The sequence below is a fragment of the Emticicia sp. CRIBPO genome (assembly GCF_009905725.1).
Classification (GTDB): Bacteria; Bacteroidota; Bacteroidia; order Cytophagales; family Spirosomataceae; genus Leadbetterella.
Genome location: NZ_JAAAKV010000004.1, coordinates 146,946 through 160,602 on the forward strand (window position 1 = coordinate 146,946; position 13,657 = coordinate 160,602).

Consider the following 13,657-nt stretch of genomic DNA (forward strand, 5'->3'; position numbering starts at 1 on the left):
GAGCGGGGCTTTGTGCTTTATATTACATATCTTTATATAAATCTTCATCGGTTAATATAGCTTTATGAAAACTCTGGCCACAGCTTTGCCTTCAACCTATCAGAATTTTGACGGGAATGACGCCTCTCTTCAGGAGTATCAGACCTGGGATATTATTCAGACATTACCCGCTGCCATTTATACCTGTAATGCCAAAGGTGTGATTACTTCTTACAATCAGGCAGCGGCAGACCTGTGGGGAAGGGAACCTGTCATAGGGAAGGAGCTCTGGTGTGGCTCCTGGAAGATTTATCATGAAGATGGCTCTCCCATGGACCTTGATTCGTGTCCGATGGCTGTTACGCTGAAAGAAAAGAGGGCAGTTTGCGGCGAAGAAATCATCATCGAACGTCCCGACGGCCTCCGGCTGAATATCCTGCCTTTTCCGAGTCCGGTCTTTAATGCAGAAGGAGAATTAAGCGGTGCGGTCAACATGCTGGTTGATATCACCGAAAGAAAAGCCAGCGAAAGAAGACGGATCGAAAATGAAGAAAAATATGAAAGTCTCAGCAATGATTTTGAGACCCGGGTAAAGGAAAAATTAACTGACTTCAGAGAAGATTACGACCGTTACAGTAAAATGATCGAAGAAGTGCAGGATTATGCTATCCTGATGCTTGACCTGGATGGCAATATTCTGAACTGGAACAAGGGAGCAGAGCGGATAAAAGGCTATACCGAAGCTGAAATTATAGGGAAGAACTTCAGCGTGTTTTACAGGGAAGAAGACAAGGAAAGCAAATTGCCTTTTCAGCTCATTCATGAGGCTGCAGAGTTGGGAAGGGCCATGCATGAAGGATGGAGAAAACGAAAAGACGGAACTCTCTTCTGGGGCTCTGTGGTCATCACTGCTCTGCATGACGACAAAAATCAAACTATAGGTTTTTCGAAAGTGACCCGTGACCTGACAGAAAGGAAAATCGCTGAAGACCACCTCCGGGACTACGCCAGGGACATTGAATTGCGGAATAAAGAACTGGAAGAGTATGCTTTTATTGCCTCTCATGACCTGCAGGAGCCTCTTCGGAAAATCCAGACTTTTGCCAATCTTCTTGAAAAGAATATGCATGATAAAGAGCTCATTATCAAACATATTGAGAAAATAAATTCTTCTGCCAAAAGGATGTCCATGCTCATCAAAGATGTTCTTTCTTATTCCCAGCTCCTGGACCCGTCCGAACTTTTTGTCGACACAGACCTGGGTGAGGTTTTGGGGGATGTTCTGGAGGACCTTGAGCTGCTGATAGAGGAAAAACAGGCCCGGATAATTTTGCCTGATTTGCCGGTTATCAAAGCTATCCCTATTCAGATACACCAGTTATTCTGCAACCTGGTCAGTAATTCTCTCAAGTTCACCTATGCCGATCCGGTGATTGAAATCACCTGTACAACGGCTGAATACAAACACCCGGATCTTGATCCTGATAAAAACTATATCAAATTGTCATTTAAAGACAATGGAATAGGTTTTGACCAGGCTTTTGCCGACAAAGCATTCAAGTTGTTCCAGAAACTTCATTCCAATATCAGCGGGACAGGAATAGGATTGGCTATTTGTAAAAAAGTGGTCGAAAATCACCAGGGACTCATTGTGGCTAGCAGCCAGCCGGATCATGGTGCCACCTTTGATATTATACTTCCGGCTTGATTTCCAAGCGGAATAGCCTGATAAAGTTGCATTTTTCGGTTATTCTGACAAACACCTGCCGTTCAGAAAAACACCTTAAGCCATTAAGAACTGTTCTGTGTTTTCAACCGAAATTCCAGGGCATTTAATATCCCGGCAGTGCCGGCTGTGTTGTTAAAATAAACATACGCTTCTCTGATCGTTGGATCATTTCTGACCGTCTTCAAAAGCTGATCCATAAAACCGGAAGAATAATCCGAATAAAATAAGCGGGGATTGCCATGCAGGCGGATGTAAAAAATATCCGTATTTGAAATGATCGTATCCGGCAATTGAGGATGGTTTACGTTGCAGAAGGTAATGTTGCTCAGGGCCAGTGCTTCATACACTTTTTCGTTCCACCAGCTTGTGTGCCTGAACTCCACCACGTTTTTAAATCCCGGTTTCAGTTGACTGGTGATCAGCCGCAGGTTTTCTTCGCTGTAATGAAATCCCGGAGGCATCTGAAACAAAACACAGCCCAGTTGGTGCCCCAGACCCTCCCTGCAAACCTCGTAAAAATCATGGATGAGTGTTTCACAATCTGCGAACTTACTGAGATGAGTGATGATTTTCGGAGCTTTTACCGAGAAAATAAAATTTTTAGGAGTTTTCTCAGACCAGCCTGCCAGGCTTTCTTTGGTGGGGAATTTATAAAAAGTGGAGTTGATTTCAACGGTGCTAAGCTTTGCAGCGTAAAACGCCAGCCATTGTTTTGCAGGCAGTTTTTCAGGATAGAAAACGCCTTTCCAGTGACTGTTGTAATAGCCCGAGCAACCGGTTTTAAAAAGTATCATGGGTATAGTAATTGACAGTTTTCACAAAAGAAACTTCTTCGTTTTTTTACTCCCGTGTGTTTCCTGATGATCGGCAGGTTACATCTTAAACACAGGGTTTTAGTGTGGGCCAGCCAATGTTTTTTTAACTCAAAATTCCTTTTCCATTCCAGGAACCGGAAGCTGTATTGACGGGCTTCTTCTATGAGCATTTTTAATTTTGCCTCCGGGATTTTCCCGACCTTCGACTCAGGATGGACACAGACGCGGTAAAGTACCTCGTTCTTGATGATGTTACCGACGCCTGAAAAGATATCCTGCTCCAGCAAAGCATCGCAAATGAGTTTTTCGGGCACTTTATTTAACCTGGTTTCTGCTTTTTCAGGGTCCCAGGTGTCATTCATGACGTCGCCTGACCAGTCGTAGTGCGTGTTCACATCTCCTTCCAGCATTTTTACAGAGCAGGTATAGAAATTGATCTCACCGTTTTTGAAAGTGAGGCTGAGCCGGACGGGCGATTCTTTTCTTTCGTTGATGCGGTAGGTCCCGAACATCAGGAAGTGGATACGCACGGTAAAACCTTCAAAACAGACCAGGAAATGTTTTCCCCAGCTTTTGAAAGCGATGACTTCCTGACCCCGTATGCGTTCGATATCCACTTTGGCGTTGCCTTCTGCGGCAATGACCCGCTTGCCGGTAAATTGCTGCACTTCTTCTTTTAACAAAACGACGGTGGGGCCTTCTGGCATGGCATTGATCATTTAAGTTGTATGTTCGTCAAGTACAGCTAAAAAAATCGTTCCCTGCGACGTGTGCAGCCCTGTTGTGAGTAAAAAAAATCCCGATGATGCTGTAACCATTCTGTTCCGGGTCAGTTTACAGGCGGAAATCAAAACCGTTTCACATCTTATTCATTATGAAAAAAAATATCGGAAAAGCACTTATCATTTTCATTACTTTTGGCTTAAGTTACTCATTATCTGCACAATCAGGAAAATATGAGGTGAGTGAAAAGCAGATTTTCACCTCTATGGATAAAACTGCCGGGACGTTTCTGGAGGAATCCGGAGCCGGTTCTTTTTCTATCGGTATCGTCAAAGACGGCAAAACCTATACCCGCCACTATGGTGAAACAGACAAAGGGAAAGGAAATAAAGCGACTGACAACACCTTATTTGAAGTCGCTTCCATCACCAAACTATTTACCGGGACGCTCATGGCAAAAGCTGTCCTGGATGGCAGGATCAGCGTGGATGATGATATCAGGAAGTACATTACGGGTTCCTACCCTGATTTGGAATACCACGGCACACCGATAACGATTAAAGACCTGGTTTCACTAAAAGCCGGATTTAACAAAGACCTGCCCGACAGAAGTGAGATAATGAAAGATAAAAACGAGAGGACGCCATTCATCCTTAAAGCATTCGAAGAGTCGTATACCAAAGAGCAGTTTTTTAAAGACCTGGGGCTTATCAGGCTTGATACCTTGCCGGGCAAGGTCTATAAATACAACAACGGGACCATTCAGTTAGCCGCTCATATCCTCGAAAATGTGTACCGGAAAAGCTATGAAACGCTTCTGAAAGAGCAGATCCTTTCACCGTTGAATTTAAAGAATACAAAATTGCATTTAAATAAAAATGAGACCCTTGCGAATGGCTATGACGAAAACAATGTTTTAATGCCCACCCTGCCCAACACCCTCTGGGGTGCTTCCGGTTCTTTAAAATCAACACTGGGGGACCTTACCCGCTTGCTGAGTTTTGAACTGGACCGGAAAAACCCTGTCGTTCAGGAGTCGCAGAGGGATTTGCTGAACGATGTCAACTACTGGAACGGCTATTTCTGGGATGAAGTAACCACCAACCATAATGGCCTGAACAGCCGGAAGCATGGCGGTGCTTTTGGTACCCAAAACCTGTTCTGGGTATTTCCGGATTACAAAACAGGTATTTCTGTTATTGTCAACCAAAGCGGTGATCACACCTATGAGCATTTATACTATGCCGTACAGGCATTGATAGATGATTTAAAACCTTTCGGGAAAAAATCCATCAGAAGAGCCATACTGCAGAAAAGCATTGAAAATGTTGACGCGGGCATTTCATACTACAAAGACCTGAAGGCGAATCAACCGGACGCCTATAATTTTTCAGACGAATCGGAATTGAATGTGCTTGGGTATCAACTGCTGAGAATGGGCCGGGCCGCTGCTTCTATAAAAATATTCCGGTTGTATGTATCGGAGTTCCCGGCGTCTGGAAATGCCTATGACAGCCTGGGAGAAGCCTATTTTAACAACAAAGAATATGACCTTTCCAGGCAAAATTACCTAAAATCACTCGAACTGAACCCTGATAATACGAATGCAAAGGATATGCTGAAGAAAATCGGGGAGCTGGCAGAAAAATAAACCCATTTAACGTGTAAAACCCCGGGTTTCAACCCCCGGGGTTTCTGATGAGTTACAAAGCAGATGAAAACCTGGTGATGATTTCCCTGATAAAATGCAGGTGCTGGCCTGGTTCAAAAAGAATTTTGCAGGATGCAACAGTGTGTGGCAAGCATTGCTTGAGAATGCCGGCACACCTTTTATTCCCCGCCCGGTATACAGTATGCCTCCTGACCACACCTGACAGACTTTGCCCAATCTCACCCTGACCGGCGAAGGATTCAACATGGCCACGCAGGATGCCTTTGAACTGACGGATTGCTTAACCGGCAGTACATTTCCGGATGTTCAGACAGCACCGGCTCATTTTGAAAAACAAATGCTGAAACGCACTGAAAGGCCGTACAACAAAATGATAGAACTGTCATCACCTTTTTACAAAGTTTATCGCATCATAAGGTGGAATAGGTTTTATTTAACCTATCTTTGAAGGTATATGTACACTTTAGCAGGCATATAACAGAGAACTGCTATTCAGATAAAAGATGAATCGGAAAAGTGCGTCATGGCAGGAGGAATTGACAAGGTTAATGACGGCAGCTTAAAATCAAAATCTCGCAGGTAATTTCACGGTAAGTACTCTACCCCAAATACTATAAACATTCATTTATGACAGCAGTTGTTGCCATACTCAATAAACAAGCTATCGCCATTGCAGCTGATAGTGCAGTTTCAATCAGTAATTCGGTAGAAAAAGAAAAAAGAAAAATTCTTCATAAAGCGAACAAGATTTTCACCTTGTCGAAGGTTCATCCCGTTGGCCTGATGATCTATAACAGCGGCTCTTTCATGTCTACACCCTGGGAGACCATCATAAAAATATACAGAAAGAAAATAGGGGAGGCTTCTTTCCCGACCATTAAAGAATATAAAGATGATTTTCTGTCCTTTTTGAGGAACAACAATTATTTCACGGATGAAGAAACCCAATTGTTGTTTTTAGAAAACTTTATCGTGAATGTCATTGATTCTATTCTGCGGGAAGCCGGCGGATTTAGCCATGAACCGGCGTTTTTAAATAAGATAGAAGAATTGATAGATGGACTGATCAGTTATTGGGGTACAAACACCAAACATTGTGAGGATTTCGAAAACTATTCCTTTGACATGTTTCATACTTATTCGGCCGAAACGCTGGAGAAAGTCACCAAAAAGATATTGCCGGTTGATCCGTCCGTTATCGCAAAGCTAGAGCAGGTAATTTACTATATTTTAATAGCCAAAGAAAACAGGTCTGATTTCAGCGGGCTCATTTTTACAGGCTTCGGCGAAGATGAGATCTACCCGCAACTGTGTACCATAAATATTTCAATAGTAGTAGACGACAAACTCAAGTGTTATGATGATGACCGGTATGCCGCCTCTATTTCCAATAAAAACAATGCGGTAATCTGCCCGTTTGCCCAGGATGATGTTATTCAGACCATTCTTACCGGGATTGACCCGACCCTGAAAAGCACTTTTATACAGAATGATGTCAAGTCATTCGATAAAATATTAAAGTTAATAACCTCGGTGGTTATAAAACAAAACCCCGAACTGGCATCACAGATAGAAAGAATAGACCTGAAGCCGATTATTGATGAGCTGATAGAGTTAAACAGGAAGAATATTGCAAAAAACTATACGGATCCTCTCATAAATGCGGTAGCAAGTTTATCTAAAGAAGACCTGGCTGAAATGTCTGAAAGTTTAATCTACCTGACCTCATTGAAAAGGAGAATTACTTTTGCCGAAGAAAATGTAGGCGGGCCTGTGGATGTGGCCATCATATCCAAAGGCGACGGTTTTATATGGATCAAACGAAAACAATATTTCAAGCCCGAACTGAATCAGAACTTTTTCAATTATTATTTTAAACGCTAGGTAAACTGCATGATCTGATATGGAAGCCCGAAAAACAATAGACACCGGCAGGAATGAGTCTTCTGAACTCAGAAATAAAATTGAGAGCACGGGCAGAATAGAACGGGGGATGAGCCCCGAAGAAGTTTCTGAAGTAATTTCGGACCGGATTGTCGAATTGGTAAAAAGACAACTGGAAGAAATTCAGAAGCGAGACAACGAAAAATGAGTTCGGCGGAGACACCCTCATTTTCAGTAAATCATCTTCACGCCTAATGGTTAGGGCTGCTGAAAAGTATCGCCTGCCCGACTGACACACGCCAAAATGCTCAGTGAGCCGGCATGATGTATTTAAATTTCCCCCTTTCGTAATATTGTACTCTGCTCGCGGCGGAACTTCCGGGAAAATAGTCCGTCTCATCAGGGCATCTGCTTCTGAAGTCCTTAATGTTTTTGGGATAAATCTGCTATGGATTTGTGCAATTCATCAAAACGCACCTTTTCTCCAACTTAATATAACAACAGACCATTTGTCTCCAAACCTGCCGGGCACGGTTCTGACAGGGCGATTTTCAGCTTTTGAATCGTTTTTCAGATTGTTTTTCGTGTTCAATGATCAATAATGATTACCTCAGGGTAAGCAGAGAACCTCCAGCTGCCTTCTTGTTTGAAGAGATTTACTATTCTATCTTTGAATTACAAAAGGAACGTATTGAAATCAATCACTCATATTTAAATTACCCCCTCATATGAAAAACATTGTTTCCATTTTTGCGGTCATTATTCTTTTTATTGCTGCAACAAAAGTAAATGCACAGGATTTACAAAATGCCGGATCACTCCCTGTTATCCCGCTTGCACCCCAGGGTCAACTGCTGAAGAGTAACGATAAGAAACTCGAAAAGAACAAAAAACTCGTTTATGATATGTGGCGGGAATTCCTGGAAGGCGGCCACATGGAAGTTGCAGACAAATACTTCGATGAAAACTATATGCAACACAATCCGAATGCGGCCACAGGCAGAAAAGCCGTTGTAGATTTCTTTTCAAAATTTACAAAGCCGCAAGCCATAGCGGATACCATCAAATCATCGGTAGTAGCAATCATTGCAGAAGGAGACCTGGTGATGTTGAGTTTTGTCAGGGAAATGCCCGACCCGGTTGATAAATCTAAAAAATACACGACCACCTGGTTTGATCTTTTCAGGATTGAAAACGGAAAAATTGCGGAGCATTGGGACTGTGCAGAAAAGATAAAAATGAACTGAAGGCCAAGCGGAAACGCCTTCTGATGAGATTGTTTTTTAAAAGGATAGTGGAAGTGTTTTCTGTTTAACCGGTTACCTGATCGGGGAGCCGGATCACTTCTTTTTACGGATATAAAATTGTATTAACTTTCCACCATCATAAATACCACCCATGGTTGTTGAATAACAACAAAAAGTAGCGTAATTACAACTAAGAGTGGCCTGGTTTTTAATGATGCAGAAAATGAACCTCAATAACTTTGCAGTGTCAAAATAAACAGATACTACTATGTTAAATACTAAAATGATCGGCAATAAAATTGCTGAAGCACGCAAAAAAACAAACATTTCACAGGCCCAGCTTGCTGAGGGCCTGTTCATCAGCTCGCAGGCAGTAGGGAAATGGGAAAGGGGAGAATCAATGCCGGATATCATTACACTAAACCGCCTCGCGGAAATTCTGAAAGTTGATCTTAACTATTTCTCTGAAAGTTTCCGGTCTGTGGCGGCACCCACAGGGCCCTTGGGCGTACAAACCGGGGAAATGCCACCGGTAAAACAGATGAAAAACCTTAACACGGATATGTCGGGGTGGAATTACGCAGCCGCTGACTTCTCCGGCACAGACTTAACCGGCAGCTCATTCAGGAGCAGCGATTTGCGGGAGGCTAACTTTGATCGAGCCAATCTGACCAACTGCAATTTTTCGACCCTTGACCTTGCCGGGGCAAGCTTCAACAAATCAACGCTTGTAGGTACCAGCTTCAGCAAGTCGGGGCTGGACGGGACAAAATTCACAGATATAAACCTGGTTGACGTCAGGTTGACGATGGTTGATCTCAGGAAAACAATCTTTGAAAATTGTGTTTTCAGCGGCGTGGATTTTGAAAAATCAGATATGCGGGGACTTTGTCTTGACGGGCAGACGTTTACAGGGGTCAGTTTTGACAATGCGGCACTGAACGAAGTCAGTTTCAGAGGAGCAACACTCAGGAATGTGTCTTTCCGCTCGCCCTATGCCCTGACCAATAAATATTACCGTGCCCTCAAAACCATCTGCTTTGAAGGGGCTGTGATGGATAAGCTGCTTTATGCCCTGCTCAAAGGCATGGAGATTGATTTGTCAAAGGTTACGGTGGTCTAAGGGGAAAGCCATACGGCAAATCCCGTATGGCTTCCTGATGATGGGTTGATTATGACCAGCTGCCTGATCCTGCACCACCGCCGTTAACGGTAGAAACTGATCCCGCCTGGAAACTGCCCAGATAATTGTTATTTTTATCATAAAAATAAAAGGCAGTGTACACCGAAGTGGCAGTAAGCACAAAGTTGGTCGTCTGGCTGTACAACTGATCTAAGCTGCTGCAGGTAGGACAATTGAGATACACATCACCGAACAGGGCTCCTCCTCCGGGAAACGAGATTCCCCAGACACTGCCGTTGAATGTTTTTCCGCCGGTTACGGTACATTGACAGCCCATGTAAAACACCGCACTCCAGACGCTGCCGCTTGCCCCGTAGCTTGGACAAGGGGCTGCAGTGGTGGCCAGGGTTTGGTTAGAAATAGATTTTACACTGGATTCAATCAGTTCTTCACTGACTTTTCCCTGTAAATACGTGCGAAAATCTTTGGCAAGTTGCTCGTTGCTGATGGTTGGTTTTTCATCTGCCATGACATTTTTTTGTTTTAAGTTTAAAAAATCGGGTTAAATGTTCAGTGATTCTGAACGGTACAAAATTGGAGGATCGGCCGTTCTCCGCTATACGCTTAAATACCCGTTTTATCAATCAGGCATTTAGGCCTGCAATGCCCCGTAGTTTTGCCTGGTATTTAAAAACAGGTAGTTTTACGTATTGTATTCCCCGGGAAGACGGCTAGCTTTGCGGGCTGTAGAGTACTTATATTTTTCAACCTTAAACCCTTCACCAAACATGGGACAAAACACCCTTATTTCCAATGAGCCGGAAAACGAATGGAAGGCCGTAGCAGTGCCTTTAGACGATGCACAATCGTGGGTAAACAATTGGATCAATGCCAACACCATCAGCAAAGAAGCTTTTAAGCCGACCGATCTGAGGGCGTTTGTGGTCAGGCGTTCTGACTTTGTGGAATTACTCAACCAGGTAGATACAGAGTACGTAAGAATGTACATCGGTCTGAAACCCGATTCAGATTCCGCCAGTGGTTTTGAGCCTTGCCTGGTACTGGCCAGTGCCGCAGTTAAATGGACAACCGTGCCCGAAACGACGGCTTATGATGGTCCTGACAGAGATAATATCATTGACCTGATCGGGGAAGAAAGTGTGTTTAGTATGAAGCAGCATCAAACGGTGACGTCTAATTACAACGTTTTTGACATCACACGTCCGTGTCCTCCTATCTGTGATCCTTCGAGCGACCTGTTTGTTCCCAGCACAAATGGTGATCAAAGCTGCTGATTTCAACTAAACAAGGGCGATGATGAAAAAATTTGTGGACTGGATACTTGACTATTCTTCTTATTTCCTGGCGTTTCCTGCGGTAATGGCTTTGTTCAGATTTAAATTCATTACCAGGGAGTTACGTTATATCCTGGCCCTGGTGGCCCTCAGTATATGCACCGAAACAGCCATGTACCTGATCGTAAAAAGCGGGATCCGTAACAATCTTTTCGTGGTCCATATTTATACTATCCTGCATTTCAACATCATCGCTTTGTTCTATTATACTCATTTCGGCTCTTTCTATCACCGTTATGCAGTGCCTTCCATGATGGTCTTTTTTACAGGTTTTGCGGTGATCAATTCGTTGTTTTTTCAGAAACTCACCGAATTCAATACCAAAGCACTGAGTCTGGAGTGTCTGCTGGTGGTCATTCTCTGTGTCATGTCCTATTATAAAATGATCACTGAACTGACGGTGAAAGAGCCTGAAAAAAAGCCGGTGTTCTGGATAAACACGGGTTTTTTGTTTTATTTTGCAGGAAATATCGTACTGTTTACCCTGAGCAATGTCGTACTAAAGGAGAATATGGATTTTAACTATTTGTCCTGGGGTTTACATGCACTTCTAACGGTTATTCTGCAAATTTTTATCGGAATCGGCTTATGGCACAGTCCTCATCAGAAGTAGACTTATATCTCGCTGTCTTCGGCGGGGCATTCATGATGATTTTGCTGGCTGGCTGCGTGGTGGGTTTTATTGTGTTGTATCAGAGGCGTTTGTTACGCCAGGAATTAACCTTTAAAAAAGTAGAATTGAATTATCAGCAGGAACTCATCAACAGTACCTTTGAGGGCATCGAATCGGAAAGGAAACGGCTGGCCCGCGACCTTCACGATGAAATCGGGGCCGCACTCTCGGTGATGCGGCTGCTGGTCGGACAAATGCCTGCCGAATCAAAAATATCCCCCGAAATTACCTTGCTGACGGATAAGTATAAGGTATTGATAGACAATACCATAGATAATGTCAGAAGGATATCCGACAATTTATTGCCTAACGGACTGGAGGAATTCGGACTTCATTACGCGATTGAAGGGCTCTGTGAAAAATCGCTTGAACTTACTGAGGCAGACATCAACTGGTCGGTAGAAGATGTGCCTGAGGCGGGGCCCCAGCTCAACCTGATGTTATACCGCCTGGTGCAGGAATTGCTCAACAATACGATCAAATATGCCGAAGCCTCTCAGGTCGATATCACCATCACCAGATCTGCCCGCCACTTACAATTACACTATACCGATAATGGCACGGGCTTTGACTACGATGAAGCTTACCGGAAGAAAAGCCTGGGACTGAAGAATATAGAAACCCGTACCCGGATGTTTGAGGGTACGGTACAATTTAAAACCCGGCCCGGCGAAGGTACGTCCGTCATGATCACCGTTCCGGTTCCAAACCCCCTTAACCATGATTAAAGTAGCCATCACCGACGACCAGGTGCTTTTCAGAAGAGGCATGGCTTCTATCATCCATGCTTTTGACGGTATTTCCATTGTGCTGGAAGCTGACAACGGCAGGATATTACTGGATGCCCTGCAAACGGCAGCAGAGCTGCCGGATGTGGTGCTGCTCGATTTGTCGATGCCCGAGCTCAACGGCATTGAAACTACCAAAATTCTGCACGTTAAATACCCTTCCGTCAAAATCATCATCCTGTCGGTTTATGGCGAAGACCGTTTTGTGACACATCTCATGGAGCTGGGCGTTAATGCCTACCTTTTCAAAAATGTTGAACCTGAGGAGGTGGAACGGGCCATCCATACGGTGATAGAGAAGGACTTTTATTTCAACGAGGCCTTTCTGAATGCGATGAAAAACCGCCTCAGCAGCAAGCGGCAGAAGATTCTCCTGACCGAGAACATCGCTTCTACACTCACTTCGCGGGAGGTTGAGGTACTTACCCTGATTTGTAAACAAAAAACCGCACAGGAAATTGCCGATCAGCTTTTTATCAGTGTGCGGACGGTAGACGGTCACCGCAACAACATCCTGGAAAAAACGGGTGCCAGAAATTCGGCAGGGCTGGTACTTTTTGCCATTAAGCACCGGCTGATTGATCCTACGGAGTTACTCTGAGTCTCTGTTTACTGAGTACTAGCTGTTTAAACGGTAGTGGAGCACAGTGACGCCGCTTTGGCCGGCTATGACACCCACCGGGAAAAGCGTCTGCCGCTTGTCCAGCAGGTCAAAAATTCTCATGCCTTTATTGATCAGTACGGGGTTGACAAAGAAATAAAACTCGTCAATATGCCCGCCGGCAATGAGCTCAGAAACAAAACGGGCACCTCCGTAAACCAGGATGTCTTTGCCTTCCTGATTTTTCAGTTTTGCAATTTCCTCTGCCAGGTCTCCTTTGGCAAGCGAGGTATTTTTGCCGAATGGCTGGTCTAATGTCCTGGTAAAAATGATTTTCGGAATGTCGACCATTTTCTGAGCGAATGCAGACTTCGGGCTGTCGGGGTCATGTCCTTCAAAATGGGGCAGAAACTTCTCTGCCATTTTCCGGCCGATCAGAAGGGTGTCCGAAGTATCGGCCAATTCATTGATGAGCTGCCAGAGTTTTTCATCCCCCGACCTGATGACCCAGTCTTCATCGCCATTTACCCCCGCCACATACCCGTCAACAGTGATCTGCATTTGTAACTTTAATTTCCTCATGGTTCCGGTTTTAAAGATTCATGAAAGCTGTTATTTCTTCCGGTTGATGGCAAATATCAGGGCCGAAGAAATGATACACATGACGACAGCACTGATAATAAGCGAATTCTCTTTTTGAGAAATACCAATCAGCAGGTCGCCGATAAACATTACCAGAAAGAAAACATAGGCGATGGTCAGCATAGGAGCAGATCTCTTGAATGTTGCAAAAGCAAAGATAAAGCCCAGGGCGAATTGGCGGGAAGCCCACATATAAGCCAGGTAATCAACGCCTTTTGCACTAAAATCAACGGTCTCCAGGACCGATTCCGGGGAGAAACATATGGAGAAACTCACGCCGATTTCAAGTAAGGCAAAAAGTCCGGATACAATGAGTATCCATTTGGGTAATGATTGCTGTTCTTCTTTCATAGTCAGGTTTATTTTTTGTTTCCTGTCTGCTCCGGTGACCGCTAAGGGTTCAAAGCCATGTAAATGTAGGAAATT

General features: G+C 44.1%; 15 protein-coding genes and 1 pseudogene. 10 read left to right on the forward strand and 6 right to left on the reverse strand.

Features of this window, described 5'->3' with window-relative positions:
- Positions 1 to 64: 64 nt before the first annotated feature.
- Positions 65 to 1,687: a PAS domain-containing sensor histidine kinase gene (locus tag GVN16_RS09600; RefSeq protein WP_166563664.1), complete on the forward strand. Its 1,623-nt coding sequence runs from the start codon at positions 65 to 67 to the stop codon at positions 1,685 to 1,687.
- Positions 1,688 to 1,770: 83 nt separating this feature from the next.
- Here GVN16_RS09600 and GVN16_RS09605 read toward each other — a convergent pair whose 3' ends face one another.
- Both GVN16_RS09605 and GVN16_RS09610 read right to left on the reverse strand, forming a co-directional pair.
- Complete coding sequence (locus tag GVN16_RS09605; RefSeq protein ID WP_166563665.1) at positions 1,771 to 2,502, reverse strand: DUF72 domain-containing protein; 732 nt, start codon at positions 2,500 to 2,502, stop codon at positions 1,771 to 1,773.
- Complete coding sequence (locus tag GVN16_RS09610) at positions 2,499 to 3,230, reverse strand: DNA-formamidopyrimidine glycosylase family protein (protein WP_166563666.1); 732 nt, start codon at positions 3,228 to 3,230, stop codon at positions 2,499 to 2,501. The genes GVN16_RS09605 and GVN16_RS09610 overlap by 4 nt, the downstream gene beginning before the upstream one ends.
- A 167-nt stretch (positions 3,231 to 3,397) precedes the next feature.
- Between GVN16_RS09610 and GVN16_RS09615 the strand changes: the two genes are divergently transcribed.
- The 3 genes from GVN16_RS09615 to GVN16_RS26100 all read left to right on the forward strand — a co-directional run bounded on the left by GVN16_RS09615 (position 3,398) and on the right by GVN16_RS26100 (position 7,010).
- Entirely contained in the window at positions 3,398 to 4,897 is a 1,500-nt protein-coding gene (locus tag GVN16_RS09615; RefSeq protein ID WP_166563667.1) for a serine hydrolase, read from the forward strand.
- A gap of 648 nt (positions 4,898 to 5,545) precedes the next feature.
- Positions 5,546 to 6,802, forward strand: coding sequence for a hypothetical protein (locus GVN16_RS09620; RefSeq protein ID WP_166563668.1), 1,257 nt, complete (start codon positions 5,546 to 5,548; stop codon positions 6,800 to 6,802).
- Positions 6,803 to 6,821: 19 nt separating this feature from the next.
- Positions 6,822 to 7,010 carry a hypothetical protein gene (locus GVN16_RS26100; protein WP_229244117.1) on the forward strand — a complete coding sequence of 63 codons (189 nt, stop codon included), beginning with the start codon at positions 6,822 to 6,824 and terminating at the stop codon, positions 7,008 to 7,010.
- A gap of 138 nt (positions 7,011 to 7,148) precedes the next feature.
- Here GVN16_RS26100 and GVN16_RS26330 read toward each other — a convergent pair.
- A pseudogene (locus GVN16_RS26330) lies at positions 7,149 to 7,265 on the reverse strand (winged helix-turn-helix transcriptional regulator); the annotation flags it as partial.
- Between the two features lie 265 nt (positions 7,266 to 7,530).
- On the opposite strand from GVN16_RS26330, the gene GVN16_RS09630 reads away from it, so the two are divergent.
- On the forward strand, positions 7,531 to 8,049 hold the full coding sequence (locus GVN16_RS09630; RefSeq protein ID WP_166563669.1) for an ester cyclase: 519 nt from the start codon (positions 7,531 to 7,533) through the stop codon (positions 8,047 to 8,049).
- A gap of 268 nt (positions 8,050 to 8,317) precedes the next feature.
- On the forward strand, positions 8,318 to 9,172 hold the full coding sequence (locus GVN16_RS09635; protein WP_166563670.1) for a pentapeptide repeat-containing protein: 855 nt from the start codon (positions 8,318 to 8,320) through the stop codon (positions 9,170 to 9,172).
- Positions 9,173 to 9,221: 49 nt separating this feature from the next.
- Here GVN16_RS09635 and GVN16_RS09640 read toward each other — a convergent pair whose 3' ends face one another.
- A complete protein-coding gene (locus GVN16_RS09640) occupies positions 9,222 to 9,701 on the reverse strand; it encodes a VapA/VapB family virulence-associated protein (RefSeq protein WP_166563671.1) in 480 nt (159 codons plus the stop codon).
- A gap of 259 nt (positions 9,702 to 9,960) precedes the next feature.
- Here GVN16_RS09640 and GVN16_RS09645 point away from each other — a divergent pair, with 259 nt between their 5' ends.
- From GVN16_RS09645 to GVN16_RS09660, 4 genes are read left to right on the forward strand one after another with little or no spacing between them, the layout of a single operon-like run.
- A complete protein-coding gene (locus GVN16_RS09645; RefSeq protein ID WP_166563672.1) occupies positions 9,961 to 10,467 on the forward strand; it encodes a hypothetical protein in 507 nt (168 codons plus the stop codon).
- 19 nt (positions 10,468 to 10,486) lie between these two features.
- Positions 10,487 to 11,140, forward strand: a complete 654-nt coding sequence (locus GVN16_RS09650; RefSeq protein WP_166563673.1) for a hypothetical protein — start codon at positions 10,487 to 10,489, stop codon at positions 11,138 to 11,140.
- Positions 11,116 to 11,928 (forward strand): sensor histidine kinase, encoded by an 813-nt coding sequence (locus GVN16_RS09655; RefSeq protein ID WP_166563674.1) that lies wholly within the window; start codon positions 11,116 to 11,118, stop codon positions 11,926 to 11,928. The genes GVN16_RS09650 and GVN16_RS09655 overlap by 25 nt, the downstream gene beginning before the upstream one ends.
- Complete coding sequence (locus GVN16_RS09660; RefSeq protein ID WP_166563675.1) at positions 11,921 to 12,589, forward strand: response regulator transcription factor; 669 nt, start codon at positions 11,921 to 11,923, stop codon at positions 12,587 to 12,589. Before GVN16_RS09655 ends, GVN16_RS09660 begins: the two co-directional genes overlap by 8 nt.
- Before the next feature lie 18 nt (positions 12,590 to 12,607).
- Here the strand turns inward: GVN16_RS09660 and GVN16_RS09665 are convergent, their stop codons facing one another.
- Positions 12,608 to 13,171, reverse strand: coding sequence for a dihydrofolate reductase family protein (locus GVN16_RS09665; protein WP_166563676.1), 564 nt, complete (start codon positions 13,169 to 13,171; stop codon positions 12,608 to 12,610).
- A 30-nt stretch (positions 13,172 to 13,201) separates the two neighbouring features.
- A complete protein-coding gene (locus GVN16_RS09670) occupies positions 13,202 to 13,582 on the reverse strand; it encodes a hypothetical protein (RefSeq protein ID WP_166563677.1) in 381 nt (126 codons plus the stop codon).
- Positions 13,583 to 13,657 lie beyond the last annotated feature (75 nt).